The organism is Streptomyces sp. NRRL S-350 (assembly GCF_000719705.1).
GTDB lineage: Bacteria > Actinomycetota > Actinomycetes > Streptomycetales > Streptomycetaceae > Kitasatospora.
Window position 1 is genome coordinate 1 of record NZ_JOHO01000046.1, and the last position, 16,596, is coordinate 16,596.

The 16,596-nt window shown below is 71.0% G+C and carries 15 protein-coding genes and 1 pseudogene; 4 read left to right on the forward strand and 12 right to left on the reverse strand.

Annotation, left to right across the window (positions count from 1 at the left end; translation table 11 throughout):
- Positions 1-363: 363 nt before the first annotated feature.
- Positions 364-1,641, reverse strand: a pseudogene (locus tag IF30_RS0129580) (SpoIIE family protein phosphatase); the annotation flags it as partial.
- Between the two features lie 169 nt (positions 1,642-1,810).
- Positions 1,811-3,196 carry an NAD(P)/FAD-dependent oxidoreductase gene (locus tag IF30_RS0129585; RefSeq protein WP_030244143.1) on the reverse strand — a complete coding sequence of 462 codons (1,386 nt, stop codon included), beginning with the start codon at positions 3,194-3,196 and terminating at the stop codon, positions 1,811-1,813.
- A gap of 658 nt (positions 3,197-3,854) precedes the next feature.
- Here IF30_RS0129585 and IF30_RS0129590 point away from each other — a divergent pair.
- Both IF30_RS0129590 and IF30_RS0129595 read left to right on the forward strand, forming a co-directional pair.
- Positions 3,855-4,625 (forward strand): TetR/AcrR family transcriptional regulator, encoded by a 771-nt coding sequence (locus tag IF30_RS0129590; protein ID WP_051711525.1) that lies wholly within the window; start codon positions 3,855-3,857, stop codon positions 4,623-4,625.
- Positions 4,626-4,961: 336 nt separating this feature from the next.
- On the forward strand, positions 4,962-7,319 hold the full coding sequence (locus tag IF30_RS0129595) for a sigma-70 family RNA polymerase sigma factor (RefSeq protein ID WP_051711491.1): 2,358 nt from the start codon (positions 4,962-4,964) through the stop codon (positions 7,317-7,319).
- 52 nt (positions 7,320-7,371) lie between these two features.
- Here IF30_RS0129595 and IF30_RS0129600 read toward each other — a convergent pair whose 3' ends face one another.
- Genes IF30_RS0129600 through IF30_RS0129610 form a run of 3 tightly spaced genes read right to left on the reverse strand, consistent with a single transcriptional unit; the run spans position 7,372 to position 8,630 of the window.
- Complete coding sequence (locus IF30_RS0129600; protein WP_324605665.1) at positions 7,372-8,100, reverse strand: DsbA family oxidoreductase; 729 nt, start codon at positions 8,098-8,100, stop codon at positions 7,372-7,374.
- Positions 8,101-8,127: 27 nt separating this feature from the next.
- Positions 8,128-8,274: a hypothetical protein gene (locus IF30_RS48140; RefSeq protein WP_158835564.1), complete on the reverse strand. Its 147-nt coding sequence runs from the start codon at positions 8,272-8,274 to the stop codon at positions 8,128-8,130.
- Positions 8,274-8,630 (reverse strand): hypothetical protein, encoded by a 357-nt coding sequence (locus IF30_RS0129610; protein ID WP_030244150.1) that lies wholly within the window; start codon positions 8,628-8,630, stop codon positions 8,274-8,276. Before IF30_RS0129610 ends, IF30_RS48140 begins: the two co-directional genes overlap by 1 nt.
- Before the next feature lie 162 nt (positions 8,631-8,792).
- On the opposite strand from IF30_RS0129610, the gene IF30_RS45720 reads away from it, so the two are divergent.
- A complete protein-coding gene (locus IF30_RS45720) occupies positions 8,793-9,065 on the forward strand; it encodes a GntR family transcriptional regulator (protein WP_078891820.1) in 273 nt (90 codons plus the stop codon).
- A 345-nt stretch (positions 9,066-9,410) separates the two neighbouring features.
- Here IF30_RS45720 and IF30_RS0129615 read toward each other — a convergent pair whose 3' ends face one another.
- The 5 genes from IF30_RS0129615 to IF30_RS0129635 form a co-directional block, all read right to left on the reverse strand.
- Entirely contained in the window at positions 9,411-10,559 is a 1,149-nt protein-coding gene (locus tag IF30_RS0129615) for a methyltransferase domain-containing protein (protein ID WP_107054552.1), read from the reverse strand.
- Between the two features lie 14 nt (positions 10,560-10,573).
- A complete protein-coding gene (locus tag IF30_RS0129620) occupies positions 10,574-11,659 on the reverse strand; it encodes a radical SAM protein (RefSeq protein ID WP_063752837.1) in 1,086 nt (361 codons plus the stop codon).
- A 444-nt stretch (positions 11,660-12,103) separates the two neighbouring features.
- Entirely contained in the window at positions 12,104-12,310 is a 207-nt protein-coding gene (locus IF30_RS0129625) for a hypothetical protein (RefSeq protein ID WP_030244155.1), read from the reverse strand.
- 125 nt (positions 12,311-12,435) lie between these two features.
- Positions 12,436-12,939, reverse strand: coding sequence for an NUDIX domain-containing protein (locus tag IF30_RS42145; protein WP_051711493.1), 504 nt, complete (start codon positions 12,937-12,939; stop codon positions 12,436-12,438).
- A 367-nt stretch (positions 12,940-13,306) separates the two neighbouring features.
- Positions 13,307-13,765 (reverse strand): hypothetical protein, encoded by a 459-nt coding sequence (locus IF30_RS0129635; protein ID WP_158835567.1) that lies wholly within the window; start codon positions 13,763-13,765, stop codon positions 13,307-13,309.
- A gap of 668 nt (positions 13,766-14,433) precedes the next feature.
- Here IF30_RS0129635 and IF30_RS0129650 point away from each other — a divergent pair.
- Positions 14,434-15,525 (forward strand): Scr1 family TA system antitoxin-like transcriptional regulator, encoded by a 1,092-nt coding sequence (locus IF30_RS0129650; protein WP_078891821.1) that lies wholly within the window; start codon positions 14,434-14,436, stop codon positions 15,523-15,525.
- A 133-nt stretch (positions 15,526-15,658) separates the two neighbouring features.
- Here IF30_RS0129650 and IF30_RS42155 read toward each other — a convergent pair whose 3' ends face one another.
- On the reverse strand, positions 15,659-15,952 hold the full coding sequence (locus IF30_RS42155) for a hypothetical protein (RefSeq protein ID WP_158835573.1): 294 nt from the start codon (positions 15,950-15,952) through the stop codon (positions 15,659-15,661).
- 384 nt (positions 15,953-16,336) lie between these two features.
- On the reverse strand, positions 16,337-16,594 hold the full coding sequence (locus IF30_RS0129660) for a hypothetical protein (protein WP_051711497.1): 258 nt from the start codon (positions 16,592-16,594) through the stop codon (positions 16,337-16,339).
- Between the last annotated feature and the right edge of the window lie 2 nt (positions 16,595-16,596).

Sequence of the window (16,596 nt, forward strand, 5' to 3'; positions counted from 1 at the left end):
TCGTGTTCCCAGCTTATCAGATGTTTTCCGCTCCGTTTCCGGGGCTTCGATCATCCAACTCGCCGGTGTCTTCCGGGGCTTGACGCCCTGTCCGACGTTCCAAACTCTAGCCGATCCCCGCCTCGAAAGGCGAATCCAGCCGCAATCCGATAAAACGCACACGCCACATAAGCGCCGAGCCGCGAATCGGAAATGCCGACGCGACCCAGCCCGAACCTGGGAAGTGGTGTTTCAGGGGATTGGCTGCCCCGGGACCGTCCACGCAGATGCGTGTCCGGTGCTCCCTGCCAGGCAGCTCGAAGAACACTAGACCTCGGGGAGGGGCGAGTCAAGCTCCGGTTGCGGGCCTCCGGTGCTCTCGTCGGCCGGCAGGTGGAACGCCAGGACGGCGACGTCGTCGTCGTGCTCCGAGGTCACTCCCATGGCTCGCAGCAGTCGGGCGCAGATCACGTCGGGGGTTCCGATGGCACCGGTCAGGGTGCGGGCCAGCAGGTCGAGGCCCTGGTCGATGTCCTCGTCGCGGCGTTCGACCAGGCCGTCCGTGTAGAGGACGCCGGTCGTGCCGGGGAGCAGCCGCAGGGTGTGGGAGACGTGCAGGCCGCCGCCGGTGCCGAGTGGTGGGCCGTTCTGTTCCTCGCTGCGCAGGATGGTGCCGTCGGGGCAGCGCAGCAGCATCGGGAGGTGGCCTGCCGAGGCGTAGGAGAGGGAGCGGCGCTGCGGGTCCCAGACGGCGTAGGTGCAGGTGGCGATCTGGTTGGCGTCGATCTCCATGGCGATGCCGTCGAGCAGGCGCATCACCTCGTGCGGGGGGAGGTCGAGTCGGGCGTAGGCGCGGACGGCCGTGCGCAGCTGGCCCATGACGGCGGCGGCGCGCAAGCCCCGGCCCATGACGTCGCCGATGACCAGTGCCGTGCGCCCGCCGTCGATGGCGATGACGTCGTACCAGTCGCCGCCGACGGCGGCTTCGGCGCCGCCGGGCTGGTAGGTGGCGGCGACCCTCAGGTCGGCCGGCTGGTCGAGCTTCTGCGGGAGCAGGCTGCGCTGGAGGGTGACGGCGGCCTCGCGTTGGCGGCGTTCGGCCTCGCGCAGGCGGGCGGCGGCGAGGACCTGGTCGGTCACCTCGGCGGCGAAGATCAGGACGCCGGTGGGCGGGCCTTCGGCGGGGGCGTCGGTGGTGTCGCCGGGGCCGAGCGGGACGCAGGAGACGTTGTAGTAGCGGTTGCCGGTGAGGCCCAGGATGCAGCGGGCCTTGACGCTGCGGGGTCGGCCGCCGCGGATGACCTGGTCCATCAGGGGCAGGACGCCCATGGTGCCGAGTTCCGGGAGGGCGTCGGCGGCGGGCAGGCCGGTGGGGCGCTCGCCGAAGAGTTCGCGGTAGGCGCGGTTGGCGTAGCCGAGCTGGTGGAGCGGGCCGTAGGTGACGGCGACCGGGGCGGGGATGCGGTTGAGGACCTCGCGCAGGTTCTGGGGTTTGTGCGGGTCGAAGAGTTCGGCGGTGGTGGTGGGGCTGGTGGGGTCACGGGGGCCGGGCACGACGATGCCGTCGGTGGAGGGCGTTCCCTCGTCGGTGCCGGGTCCGCGGGGCGGGGCGGCACGCCGGGGGGCCCCGGTGAGCCGGGCGCTCCAGCGCATGAGGTTCAAACGACGGCTGCTTCCTCGTTTTCCAGGCATATCATCACTTTTTGTGTACACGTCGGCACACGGGGTAATGACCAGGTCGGGCTGATCCTGTCAGGCAGAGGCCCGATTTCGGAAGTCGCACGCCCGGCGTGGCCGTCCGGTCGGCTTCCGGCGCGGCGCGGTGGGGCGGTCATCGGGGAGCATCCGGCCCGGCGTCGGACGGCCGCCCCGGCTTCGGCCCGAACCCGCCTTCGAACGCCGAACGCGGGTGCTCGATCGCCCCCAGCGAGACCACCTCGCGGGAGAACACGCCACCCAGCACCCAGTCCATCAGCACCCGCACCCGCCGCTCCGCGCTCGGCAGCCGCCGCAGGTGCCGCGCCCGGTGCAGCCACCAGGCCCGCCGGCCGGTGAGCCTGCGGCCGCGCCGGGTGTGGGCGACGGCCCGGCGCAGGCCGAGCGAGGTCGAGCAGGCGGCCGGCCCGGGCAGGTACGGGGCCAGGCCGGGCGCGTGCGGTCCGCCGTCCAGCGCGACCGCGAGGTTGCGCGCGAGCAGCTCGGCCTGGGCGAAGGCGTGCTGGGCGTTGGGTGCGCAGGGGGCACCGTCCGCGTTCGGGTCCGGTACGCCGGCGCAGTCGCCGGCCGCCCAGACGCCGGGCAGGGCACGCCCGTCCGGTCCGACGGCCTGCAGGGTGGCGAGACAGCGGACCCGGCCGACGGTGTCCAGCGGCAGGTCGGTGTCGCGCAGCAGCGGGGACGGCCGGACGCCCGCCGTCCAGACCAGGGTGCGGGCGCCGAAGCGGCTGCCGTCGGAGAGCGCGACGACCCGGTCGACGGCCGACTCCAAGGTGGTGCGGAGCCGGATGTCGACGCCGCGTTCACGCAGCTCGCCGAGCGTGTGCTCGGCGAGTTCGGACGACTCCTCGGCGAGGATCCGCTCCGTCGCCTCGACCAGGACCCAGCGCAGGTCCTCGGCGCGGACGTTGTGGTAGCCGCGCACGGCGGCGCGGGCCATGTCCTCCAGTTCCGCGAGCGCGCCGACGCCCGCGTAGCCGGCGCCGACGAAGACGAAGGTGAGCGCGGCCTGGCGCAGCGCGGGGTCGCGCGTGGCGGAGGCGAGGTCGAGCTGTTCCAGCACGTGGTTGCGCAGGCCCACCGCCTCGCCGACGGTGGAGAAGCCGAGGCCGTGCTCGGCGAGGCCGGGCACGGGCGCGGTGCGGGAGACCGCGCCGGGGGCCACCACCAGGATGTCGTAGGGCAGTTCGATCGGGGCGGGGGGTTCGCCCGGGCCCGCGGCATCGGCCAGGGCGCGGCGGGCGGCGTGTTCGATCCCGGTGATCCGGGCGGTGAGCACCCGGCAGTCCGGCAGGACCCGGCGCAGCGGGACGACCACGTGTCTCGGGTCGATCGAGCCGGCCGCGACCTCCGCCAGCAGCGGGTGGTAGGTGAAGTAGGCGTGGGGCTCGACGACGGTGATCTCCACCTCGCCGCGACGCAGCCGCTCCCGCAGGCCCCGTTGGAGGTGGAGCGCGGTGGCCGTCCCGGCGCAGCCGCCGCCGACGATCAGGATCCTGATGGTGCACCTCCTGCCGGTGTGACGTTTCGTCCCGGCCCCGCGGCCGGGGCCGTCCCCCCATCACGCCCCCCTATGAAGGACCGGCGGGGGTGGTCTTGTCCACAGTCCGTACGGTGCGGGTTGCCACGCGAGTGACGGTCGTGGCCAGTTGTGCTCGCCGGGCGACTTTCTGACGCACTTTCGGACGCGAAGAGCCGTGAACTATGGTCGGATTGTGTGCCGGAGCGGCTGTCGCCATGACAACCGGCGGCGACGCACCGTGGAGCGGCCACTACGGCCAGTTCCAGCGTTGGCGTGTGAACCCGACTGGGGCACGGTCATCCGGGGAAGGTTGGTCCCGGACAGGGCCCCGGACGGAGCCGACGCGCCGAGCCGGAGGTGGACCCGGCCCGGCGGCACGAACCGTGGTCACCGGAACGGGACGGGCGGCACGAACGATGCTTCACCAGGTCACTTCTGACGGGCTGAGCTGCACCGGGGGGTGCGGGGGCGGGCGACGACAGGGTCCGGATTCGGGCGCCTGCGGGGGAGAGTTGGGATGATGGAACAGGAGCAGGTGTTGGGGCGGGCGGGTGCGGCGCAGGCCGGCCCGGGCATGGTGCCCGAGCAACGCGGCCCGGTGAGCCTGCCCACGCAGGCCGGGACGGTGCAGGCCGGAATGTTCCAGGCCGCCGCCGCGTACCGGGCCGAGCCGGTGCAGGCCGCCGCGCCGGCGCCCGGGGCTCGGCTGCGGGTGGACGCCCGGCGGAACCTGGAGAGCGTGCTGCGGGCGGCCCGCGAGGTCTTCGGCGAATTCGGCTACGGCGCGCCGATGGAGGAGGTCGCGCGCCGGGCCGGTGTCGGGGTCGGCACGGTGTACCGGCGCTTCCCGAGCAAGGAGGTGCTGGTCCAGCGGATCGCCGCCGAGGAGGTGGCGTGGCTGACCGCGCAGGCGCGCGAGTCGCTGTACGGCGGTGACGGCGCCTGGGAGGCGCTGGCGGGCTACCTGGCCCGGGCCGTGAGCAGCGGCGCCGGACGGCTGTTGCCCCCGGAGGCGTTCCGGTACGCGGAGGAGTTGGGGCGGGTGCCCGAGCAGCGGGCCTCGGAGCCGCCCGCCGCGGCCCGCTTCGACCTGCGCGGCGAGGAGAACCGCGTCGGCTCGGCGGGCGAACCGTCGGCCGCCGATGCCGATCCGCGGCTGTTGCTGCAGTTGCTGGCCGCGCTGGTGGCGCGGGCCGGCGCGGCGGGCGAACTGCGGTCGGGCGTCACGGTGTCGGACGTGGTGCTGGTGTTGACCGCGTCGGTGCCGGTGCACGCGGGCCGGCCGTCGGTGTCGACGCCGGCGACGGGCGGTTTCTCGCCGGTCTCTCCGCAGCCGGACGGTCAGTCGGTCGCCGGGCCGTCGGACCGGCTGCTGCAGATCCTGCTGGACGGCCTGCGGGTGCGCTGACGCCCGGCGGAGGGCGCGGTCGCCGCGCTTGACGGGCAGGGAGTCGGGCTGAACACCGGCGCGCGACTCAGGAGCGCGCGCCGGGCGCGGGCGCCGCCCGGGCCGCCGCCGTGCGCTGGACGAACACATCCGCGACGGCCCCTCGGAAGAGTGGGGAACGGCCGGTCCGGCTACCGCCCGTCCCTGCGCTATGCCATCCTTTGCCCGTGGTTGGAGCCAATGTCCCGATGCGCGCCCTTCGCGCGCCGTCGGCGCCGTACGCCGGAGAACCGTGCGCCTACGCACTCCCGCGCGCCCTGCCACGGTACGGGGCTGTCGTGGAATCTGGGGTCCGTTGTGAGCGCCGAGGAACAGAACGACTACGGGTACGGACTGGACTTCGGGGGGCTCTCCGGTAGTACCGCCGAAGGGTCCGCCGCGGGCCCGAGCGGAGTCGGCGGGGCTGGTGGGGCTGGTGGGGTCGGCGAGGCCGGCGCGGTCGGCGGGCCGGCCCAAGTGCCGGGCGCCGCAACCGGTCCGGCCGCCGGACACGTGCCCGACCAGGCCGGGGTGCCCGGTCGCGAGTCGTTCTCCGCCTCCTCCGCGCTGCCCCCCGGCCGGGTGCCCGGCCAGGCCCCGGCGGGCCGGGGCGGCGTCACCCCCGAGGCGTTCGTCAACGAGGCGTTCGTCAACGAGTCGTTCGCCGGCGAGCCGTTCGTCAGCGAGCCGTTCGCCGGTGACCGGCCGACGCGTCCGACCGTGCCCGCCCCCGCCGACCCGGTGGACGGCGAGCGCCCCGCCTCCGACGCCGAGTTGACCGCCCGGGCGCGGGCCGGCGACGACACCGCGTACGAGGAGATCTACCGCCGGCACGCCGACTCGGTGCGCCGCTACGCGCGGACCTGCTGCCGGGACAACTTCACCGCCGAAGACCTCGCGGGTGAGGTCTTCGCCCGCACCCTGCAAGCGCTGAGGGCGGGCAAGGGCCCCGAGTTCGCCGTCCGCGCGTACCTGCTGACCGCCGTGCGCAACGTCGCCGCCGCCTGGCACCGCAGCGAGCGGCGCGAACAACTCGTGGACGACTTCAGCGTGTTCGCGCAGACCTCCGCCGCCGTCGTCGACTTCGACCTGGCCGACCCGGGCGCCGACGCGTGGGCGATGGCGATGGCCGACCAGCGGATGGTCATGCAGGCCTACGCCGAACTGCCCGAGGACGACCGGGTGGTGCTCTGGCACACCGAGGTCGAGCGGGAGTCCCCCAAGACCGTCGCGGTGATGCTCGGCAAGACCGCCAACGCCACCGCCGTCCAAGCCCACCGGGCCCGCGACCGGCTCGCCGCCGCGTTCCTGCAGGCGCACGTCTCCGGCAGCCAGGACAGCGCGTGCGAGGCGTACGCCACCCGGCTCGGGGCGTACGCGCGCGGCTCGCTGCGCAAGCGGGCCTCGGCGGACGTCGGACGGCACCTCAAGGAGTGCGACCGCTGCACGGCGGCCTGTCTGGAACTGACCGAGATCAACACCGGTCTGCGCGCGCTGCTGCCCGGTGGCGTGCTCGTCTGGATCGGAGTCGGCGGGTTCGGCGCCGCCGCGGCCGCCGTGGGCGGTGTCGCCGCCGTCGGCGGCGCTGCGGCGGGGACGGCGGCGGCAACCGCCGGGTCCTCGGGCGCGGCCGGGGCGGCCGGGGCCGGCGCGGCCTCCGGGGCGGCGTCCGGTGGGGGCGGCGCCGCTGCCGCCGCCGGCGAAGGGCTGGGCACCGCGGCCAAGGCCGGAATCGCCGCCGCCGTCGCGGTCGCCGCGGCCGCCGTCGCCGCGTACGCGCTCACCGGCTCGCCCGAGCCGAAGGCCCCGGTGGCCGCTCCCCCCGTCACCAGCGCACCCGCCGTCCCGGCCCCGGCGACCCGGATGCCCGCTCCCGCGGCCGTCCCGGCCCCGGCGCCGAGCAGCGCCGGGCCCGCCCCGGATCGGCCGGCGCCCAACCCCCCGGCCAAGCCGTCCCCCAAGCCCGCCCAGGCGCCGCCCGCCACCCGGGCGCCGCAGCCCCCGGCGCCCGCACCGAGCCGCCAGTCGGCCCCGAAACCGACGAGCGCGCCGCCGGTCGTGCACGTGCCGACGCCTCCACCGCTGCCGACGCTCCCACCGCTCCCCCCGCTGCCGACCCTGCCTACGCTGCCTACGCTGCCGACGCCCCAGGTGCCCGTCGTCCCGACGCCCACCCTGCCGCCGCTGCCCACCCCGACCGTCACCCGGCCCGCACCGCCCGCACCCACCGACTTCTGGGCCGACTCACTGCCCGTGCTCAAGCCCGGCCACAACCGGGTGCCGCCGCCCGGGCCGAGCATCCGGCGGCAGGGCAGCGACGACTTCCGGCAGCGCGACTACGCCTGGATCGGCGGCGACCGCCACGCGCACGCCCTCACGGTGCACGCCCCGGCCACCACCCTCGTCGACCTCAACCGCAGCTGTACGTCCTTCGACGCGGTCGCCGGGGTGGACGACGCCACGCCCTCGCCGGGCGGGGTGGTCTTCTCCGTCCAGGGCGGCGACGGCCGCACGCTGTGGCGCTCCCGGACGCTCACCGCCGGCGACGCCGCGGTGCCGGTGCACGTGCCGCTGGCCGGGCACGAGTCGATCCGGCTGGTGGTCACGCCGGTGCAGGGGATCCGCCCGGGGCCGACCGTCGCGGACTGGGCCGAGGCCCGCTTCAGGTGCTCCTGAAACGGGCCCCGGGCCGCCGGTGGCCGCCGGCGCGGCGGGCAGCCGGAGGGGGTCAGATCGCGCAGGCGCCGTCCGCGCAGGCCTCCCCGGCCGGGGCGATCTGCACCGGCGCGGGCCGGCGCTCGCCGATCTCGGCGGCGACCTGGTCGAGCACCTTGCGGAAGGTCTCCGCCTCCTGGCCGCCCTGGACCGCCCACTTGCCCTCGAACACGAAGGTCGGCACGGCGGTGATGCCCAGCTCGCGGCCTACGGCCAGCTGGGCACGGACCTCGGCGGCGCCCTCGTCGCCCGCCAGGTAGGCCGTCACCCGCTCCCGGTCCAGGCCGGCCGACACGGCGACGTCGGTCAGCGCGGCGCGGTCGCCGACGTCGACGCCGTCGGTGAAGTGCGCAGCGAGCAGCGCCTCCTTCAGCTGCCCCTGGACGGCCGGGCCGTACTCGGCCTCGGCGAGGTGCAGCAGGCGGTGGCCCAGGAAGGTGTTGGCGTGCAGGGCGGCGTCGAAGTCGTACGTGATGCCCTCGGCGCGGCCCAGCTCGGCGACCTGCGCGTCCATCGCCACGGACTGCGGGCCGTAGCGCTCGGCCAGCCAGGCGCGGTGCGGGCTCGCCGTCGCGGGGGCGTCCGGGACCAGCTGGTACGGGCGGTAGACGACCTCGACCTGTTCCCTGCCCGGGAAGTCCGCCAGGGCCTGCTCGAAGCGGCGCTTGCCGATGTAGCACCAGGGGCACCCCTGGTAGAAGGAAGCAACATCTTGTGGGTCAAACGGAGCCCCGCCCAGGATCGGCCCGGACGGGGCTGTGACGTGCGGCTAGCGGGACTGCGGGGCGCAGGGGGTCCGGCACGCCCATCGGACGTACGGCGGGGCGCTCACGCGGTCCACGATGCCGACCACCTTGCCGTCAGCCGTCTTCGTGCCGCAGACGCAGCACCGGTAGGCCTTCGCGTCGTCTGCCATCACGCACCCGCCCCGGTGAGCACGCGGTCAGCCGTGGTCACGTCGCCCAACCAGTGAGCCGGGTCGGGCAGTCCGAGATGGGTCGCGAACAGGATGACCTCATCTTCCGTGCAGTACGGCCTGACGAGTTCGTTGTCTTCCCCGTTCAGCGGCTCTCGCCAGTCCACGGGGGTGTAGGCGTGCTTTGGGATCTTCCAGAACCCGGCGTCGCCCGGCTTCGGTGCGGGGGTCGGTGCGGCGGGTACGGGGACGGGCTTGGGCTTGGGGTTCATGTGCACGGGCAGGTACAGCGCGGCGGCGCCGGCAGCGATGATCGCCGCCCATGAGGCGTACACCCAGACGATAAAGTGGTTCATGTCGGAGCCCTCCAGAGGCTTCGGTCATGCCCCGGGACCGTTGGCGCGGTCGCCGGGGTTCTCTGTTGTTGTGGGGTTGACGGTACCGACAGCCTGTCTAAGTTGTCTACACGTCCACATGTCTAAGTAGCCTAAGGATCGGCCAGTGTCTACCCTTCTGGCATGCCTGAAAGCCCCGTGCGACGTCCCCGACAGCTACCGCCATACCGGGCGGTGGCCGTCGAGCTGGGGCAGGAAATCGAAGAGGGCTTGTACGACTCGAAGCCGTTCCCTGGAGAGATCGAACTGAGTGCCCGCTTCGGCATGGCCCGGATGACCATTCGTCGCGCGCTGGACGTACTGCGCGAACGGGGTCTGATTACTACGCGTTGGGGCAAGGGATCGACCGTGGTCCCGCCGGAGGAACGACCGGCCCCTACTCCCGACACGGAGTAGGTCAGCTCAGCCACTCCATGAACCGCCCGGCTCCGTGCTGCGCCTCTCAGACTGCGTTCGCTGGCGCCACCGTTCCCCGTCCGGGTGGGCTTCGTCCCGGACTTCGATGCCGGACAGCGGACAGGGTTTGGCAACCATGCTGAACGTGCTGTCGTCGTGGTCCGCCAGTCTCCCAGCTTCCACGCGGGTCATCCGGCCACACCATGCGTTCGGGCACTTGAGTGCGGCTATGTCGCCGGTTCGCTCATTTCGGAGCACACCGATTGCCCAGTTAGTACGGTCGGTCATTTCCTCCCCAGACATGGCGGAGCCCCGCCCAGGCGGACCCGGACGGGGCTCATCGGCTCAGGGCCGGTCGATCGTGGCGGACCACCGCCCGCGGGACAGGTGGATCACCCCGTCAGGGTCGACCTTGGCGTTGCAGCCGAACAGCGGAAGCCCGCCTTCGACCTCCCGCCAGTTCCGAATCCGCTCCAGGTCGGTCCACAGTCGACGCGGCCCGGACTGGTGGACGATCGGCGGCTCGTAGTGCTCTGCCTCTGCCCGTGCCCATGATCCATCCGGATGCACGAGATAGGCCGTGCGCTTGCCCGGTCGCTCCTCGAAGTCGATTTCGATGCCGGGCGTCGTGATCGTGAACATGGACCAGATTTCCCAGTTGTTGCGGATGTCCGCGACCGGGTACCGGAAGGTCTTGACCTCCTCGCCCTCGCCTTCACGAGCGGCCGTGAAGAGGCTGTTCGAGGCAGGCGGGTACGTGGGACCGTTGCGGGTGACCATGAACCCGGCCCAGTCCCGTTCGATCACGCCCGTGGCTCCGCCGTCCGGGTCCTTCCAGGCGGTCAGGATCAGTGCGGTGTCCGCGATGGTTGTAACGAGCCGTCCCCCGCGCCGGAGTGCTCGGAGCCAGGAGACCGGTACCGGGCGGGCGGATACTGTGGCGATGATCCGGTCGTAGTCACCGGGAAGTGGGTCGGTGGCGTCTTGGGTGTGGAAGGTGGGTTCCAGCCCCATGCCGGCTAGCCGGTCCTTCGCGGCTTCGACCAGGTAGGGGTCGATGTCCACGCTCGTCACGTGCTGGGAGCCCAAGCGCCGGGCCGTGATCGCGGTCAGCCCGCCGGCGCCGGTGCCGATGTCGAGCACATCGTGCCCGGCGTTGATCCGGCCGTGTCTGAGCATCTTGATCACGAGCGGTGTGAGCGTGGCGGACGACGTGGGCGAGCCGGTCGGTTGGTCGTCCGGCTTCGCGTGGTCCGCGTGGAGCCCGGCCACGCTGGTAACCACCGACTCCTTCCCGTAGGCCGCGGTGAGCCACCGGTCCGGGTCGTCCTCCCCGATCCGCAGCGTCCAGGTTCCGTCTTTCGCCTGCTCCCACCACCGGGGCACCAACTCATGCCGGGGGACGCTGGCGACGGGATTTCGCCACCGGGAGTCCGGGTCGGTCGACTGGGCGGCAAGGTCAGCCGCCCATCCCTCCCACTGAATGCGTGTCATACCTCAGCAGCCTCTCAGTACTTCGGGGCGCACGCCTCGGAGTTGGCGGGCGAGCAGTCGTTGGAGTCGTTCGGCGGGCACCCGCCCAGCATCACCGGGACCGGCCCCGCGGTGGTGACCTTCGGGACGCACAGCTCCAGCTCCGAGGGCTTCGGGGCGAAGTAGGCCGGTGCGCACGCCTCGGTGCTGGCGGGGTTGCAGTCGTTCGAGTCGTTCGGCGGGCAGCCGCCCAAGGTGATCGAGTTGTCCTGGGGCGCGCATCCCGTCGGGGCGCACGAGCTTCCGTCGTTGGGGCCGCACACCTGCGATCGCCGCGGGATGCTGGCCGCGGTCTTCGCCCACGTCGGGCCAGCCAGAACGGCCCGGAGCCCGCCCGGGTCCTTGACGTTGCCCGTCGGCAAGAAACGGCCGAGTACACACGGGGCCACGTCGCCGTTCGGCAGGACGGCCAGCTTCCCGAGTGCGCAGTTCCCGCAGAGCGCGTCCATGGTCGGCTCCTGCCCGCCGGCTGCCCGTCCGACCGCGCGCGCCCCGTCCAGGGTGACCCGCTGGACTCCCAGCGCCTTCAGCTCCGCAACGGCCAGTTCTTCGAGCTGCCCGTCGTGGCACCGGACGACTCCGGCCCGGATCGGGATGCCGAGTGCTACCGCCTTCGCGATGTTCGCCCGGGTCTTCTCGTGGCTTCCCGGCTTGTTGGTCACCTTGTCGTGCTCTCCGGCGTTGACGGAGTAGTACGACGTGCCCAGGGACACCCCGGGCTGCGAGAGCACCGTCCAGCCCTTGGCGCTCACGTGGTACAGGTTGCTGAACACCTCGACCTTGAGCCCGACGGCCAGGGCGTGGTTCAGCAGCTTGTCCCAGCCGGGGAACGTCGTGGGCTCACCGCCGATGAGCTGCACCCGCCGAACGCCGAGCGCGGCACACTCGTTGATCACCCGCATCCAGTCGTCCAGGGTCATGCTGCCGTGGGGCACGGACGGGCTGGACTCGCTGAGGCAGTGTCCGCACGACAGCTGACACTTGTCGGTCAGCTCCAGCTCCACATCGGTGGGCACGTCCAGTTCCACGCTGGTCAGTGCGGTGCTCAGGATCGTCGTCACATTGTGCTCCTTCCGGGTTGGTGGTTCGGGTAGGAGCCCGCCCCAGACGGATTCCCTGTGTGCTGCGTCTGGGGCGGGGGTCTATTTGGCCCGTTAGATTCGGGCTCGGGGGAGTCTTCCGGGGCGGTTCTTGCTGTAGCGGTTCTCCATCGGCACCGGGCCCGCGCACCTGTACGTGCGTTCCACCGGGGTACCGGTGGTGACCAGCCGGATCAGGATCGTTGTGCTCTTGATCGTTCCGCTTACCGGGTCGGCAGCCTGGTTCCGGCTGACGACCGCCCACCGACGAAACTGACCGTCGAGGAACGATGCACCGGGCGGCGGGAGTTGCAGCCGTAGAACGCACTTGTCGGGCTGCGGGCACTGGCATGTGGTGCTGTTCCCGACCGTGCGCACCACGTTCTCTAACGGCCCCGTGCCGGGGCGTTTCCTCGCTGCCACGGATCAGCCGGCGGGGCGGTAGGTCACGGTGACGTCCGCCCAGGTGTGCGGGCCTCCGTACGTCCACCTGCCACGCTGCATCGCGACGGCCTTCCCATGGCGGAGAAGGATCTCGCCGAAGTCGGCCATCTCGGGCGGGATCTCCAGCGACCACCACCGCCGTGCCCCTTCGGAGATCAACCACGCGGCCAACCGCTCGAACTCGTGCATGGCAGCGTTCCCGGTGACGTTCGACGCCCCGGGTGTGACTCCGGGGATACCGGGCTGACCCCGGAACCGGTACTCAGCGCGCCAGGACTTCCCTTCGGGGTTGAAGCCACCGCCGGACGTCTCCATCACGCGACGTGGCGCGCGCCCGCCGGCTGCCCGATGTACAGAAGGGGCTGCCTCAATCCGGCCTCCGCGTGGTCGACGGCGATTCGGATGCGCGCCGCCATGTAGGGCGCCGTGTGGTCGTCCAGCTCGTCCAGGGAGACCCACACGAGCGCCTTGATCTCCTCGCTGGCCCCAACGGGAATGCTCAGCCGAGCCTTCTCCGCGTCGGTGACAAACCCGCCGTCACAGATGAAGTTGAAGCCCTCGACAGCGCCCGTGTTGGGGTTCGCCGGGATCTGGTCCACACCCAGGTGGAAGGCGATCACCCTGGACAGGCCGGTCTCCTCGGCGAGTTCGCGCGCCGCACCGTCGGCCACCTGTTCGCCCTGGTGAACCGCGCCGCCGGGGAGCTGTGCACCCTCCCGGTAGGTCGTCTCCTCCAGAAGAACGCGCCCTTCTCCGTCCCTGATCAAGACCAGGGCTCCGATCCGGCGGGCGGGCTGCTGCTGAATGTCCTTGTGCATCGATGGAGTTCCCGTCGATAGTGGTCGTGATGGACCCGCCCCGACTCGAAACACTTTGGACGGTCGATCGAGTCGGGGCGGGGGTCTGAGTAGCCGGTCCCCCGGTTGTTTGTCAGAACGCCCAGGGGGACCGGCGCCCGCCCCAGGGTGGCCGGGCTCGGACCAGGAGACCCATAGCCCCAGGACGGGGGTCTTGAAGTGGTCCGCCCGCCCGTACGGGGGTTGTGATGCACGGGCGGACGAGACCACGGATCCCGTACCGGTGTAGCCCACCGTTTTCAGCCCCGAGGCGGGGTACGGGAGTTGGAGCCCATCCCGCCCGGGGTCCTGTCACGTGACGTCCGGGCGGGACGGGAGTCTGTAGGTGTTACTCGGGCCTCTTCGGCTGTTCGATCCGGCGGAGCCCCCCGGATTCGTCCGTGACGATCACGACAAGCGGCGCGTCGTCAGGGATGAACAGCTCGTCACGAACAAGATCAGTAATGACCCTCTCGTACTGCTGCTCCATGTCGTCCGTCGAGACGAACGGACAGGACAGCGCCCCTTTGATCTCCAGCTCGTAGCCCTCCGCCGGGACGACTTCCACGTTGACTTCGCGCGGCGCCGCGGCCACCATCTGCGCTCGTTCCTTGGGAGGGTCTGCCCGGTGCTTGGGGGCCGCCGGCAGTCCCAGGCGACGCCGGTCAAGCTCCGCGCGAAGTTCCAGATGTCGGGGGGTCATCTGGGTGCGTTCGTCGCGGATGATCTCTCGTCGTCTCGGGCTGAACATCGTTACCGGCCACATGAACTGGATGTGCAGACCCCAGAGCATCTGAGCCGTAATCACCGGCCGGGTGATCCGGTGGAGCCACAGTCGGCCCCAGGACTGGACCGTCACACCGCGGCCGGGGCGGGCACGCGGGTGAGCCGCTTTCGGCCGCAGACCTGAACGGCGGGCTCCTCCGGGTGCGTCTTCAGGTAGTCCGGCGGCAGAAGGAACCCGAACCTCCGGCACTCACACTTCCAGGTGCGGACGCCATCCGGCTCCGGCGGGTCGGGTCGGATCTGCTCACCGCACGGGCACCGGTCGGGCTGCGTGGGCAGCTTCGGCGGCTCCGGCGACTCACTCATTAAGCGCACCTTCCTCTGTCGGAAATTGACCTCTTCGCGGTAGTGCGGGGTAGACGAACGGCCCTACTCGGACGTCGGGGGGATCGATCCCTTCGGCGCGCCAGCGGGGTTGGCGTACTCCAGGTCCGGCGACGGGGGTCGGACGTTCTCCGGGTCCGTCGTCCACTCGATCCCGCCGCCGGGCGGTCTCAGGTAGACCTCTCCGCCAACCGTGCCTCGGTACTCGCCCACCTGTCGGGAGTGCGTGTCGAGAACGAGATCCCCAACCTGGGGCGTGAACACGTCCATGCCGGTGCCTCTCGGTCGGCGTTGTGCTGTGACCAGATAACGACAGCGGGTGGCCGGTTGGGTATACCTGACGGAGAGACAAAAGATCTGTCCACAATGAGCGGTGGTGGTGACGTGGCAGGTAGGCCGGCGCCGAAGTGGCGGCTCACACCGGAGTCATTCGCATGGCTTCTTCAAGACCATCGGCAGCGTGCGGGGCTTCGTACGGCAGCCGCGCTGTCCACGGCGTTGGGGCTGCACCCAAGCTACGGGTCCAAGTTCGAGCGCTTGCAGCGGCAGCCCACCAGGGACTACGCCGAACGCTGCGACAAGCTGTTCGGGACGGGCACGCAACTTGCAGACGCTTGGGACGCTGTCGACTGGGCCTCGATGCCAAGCCGCCCCGATCGATTCAGGTTCTTCACTGACCTCGAAGCACGGGCCACCCAGGTACGGGAGTACGACACGGCCCGAATCTCAGGGCTGTTGCAGACTCCAGCGTACGCGCGGGCGCTGTACAGGTTCGTTCAGCCCGACGTCGACTCCACCGTGATCGAGCACGACGTTCAGTCCCGAATGGAACGGCAGACACGGTTCCTGGCTCCCGGCGGTCCGTTCCTGGTTGTCGTGCTAAACGAAGCCGTGATCCGGCAACACGTCGGGGGCCGCGAAGTGATGTTCCACCAGCTACAGCACTTGATCGACATCCCGAAGCGACATCCGAACATCGTGGTTCAAGTGGCCCCCTTCGAGTTGGGCGAACGCACCGGCGTGTCCGGCGGCTTCACCCTGCTCGAACTGCCAGACGGGGAACGTTGGGCTTACTCGGAGTCCATGAGCCGGGGTCACGCGGTGAGTGATCCGGCAACGATAGAGATGCAGATCCGGGCCTATGATCGCCTTCGAGCAGACGCCCTGTCGGCCACGGAAACCGCCTGCCTGATCGCCAGCGTTAAGAGGGAGTTCGTCAACATGACAACCGGTCCTACCGTGATCCACTGGAACGCCCCGCGCGAGTGGAAGACCGCTTCTTACTCTCAGGGCGACGGCGGTCAGTGCGTGGAAGTCGCGCCCAGCGCCGCCCAGGTCGAAGGTGTCGTGCCCGTCCGGGACAGCAAGGACCGGAGCGGCCCGGAGCTCACCATCTCCCCGGCCGGATGGTCGGCCTTCGTCGCCGGGATCAAGGCTGGCGAGTTTCCGACGCTCTGAGCCCGAGCACGCGAAAGACCCCGGAGCACCATGGCTCCGGGGTCTTCAGCAATAGGTCCCTCCGTCACTGCGGCCCCCGTGCAAGGGGTCTCGTACATCGCATGGCGGGCATTCCCTTCGTCGGCGGCCGCGGCTAGGCAGCCTGCTCCTGGCTCCCCTCCCAGATCACCCAGGGGGCATCCGTTGGCACCCACCGGCCGGTCTCGTCGGAGACCCGCCACTCGTGGATGCCGATCACGCTGCCGGTTCGCACAGACCGGGCCACGAGTCGGAAGCGTCCCCTGTCGGTCGGCAGAAAGCGCGCGGTGGTAGCGCTGTAGACGTACAGCGCCCGTACTAGCTCGTCGGGTGTGTAGATGTAGTCAGGTTCGGTCGGGAAGTCCGGCCCCGCCGGCCGCCAAGCCAGATGGTGCCGGTCGACCTTCACGAAGGTCTCCGTTCGAATCTCGACTGTTGGCCTGTTCCCCCTGGTCATAATGCGCTAAGCCACCCCCGCCGCTCGTTTCCTCGGGATGTCGTTCGAACAACTGAACGAACGTACACCCTGTAACTGACACTTGGCTATGGGTTAGTAGGCACGGAAAAAGCCCAGGTCACAGGCCTTGACAGCGACCCCCCTGACGCCGCGTCGGACACTACTTCATTACCTATGTAGACGCACGGCTTTACCAAAGGTTGTGTAAGCGTTTCTGTGAATTGCCTGAGAGAAGCCCGAGAACATCTGTTTTGTGCACGACACTGGTATAGGCCAGGAACGCAAAATGCCCCCTGCCGAAGCAGGGGGCGAGTCACGGATCACGTAATCCGTGAGCTACCAGCGAGAGACGCGCTCCGCCGTGTTGATCGTGCGCAGGATGGACCGCTCTACCCCTTCCGCCTTCTCCACTTCCTTGGCCGCGTCGATCAGCCAGCCAGCCAGGCTGCGGGCTTCGTCCGGGGTCAGCTTGGCCCGGTCCCCGGGGACGGCGATCGAGACGTGGCGCGCCTCCCGGTCGTTGAACCAGCCGACGACCTTGCCACCCGTCTGGGAGACCAGCGTCGCCTTCGTCTCGCGAGTGATGTAGAACATGG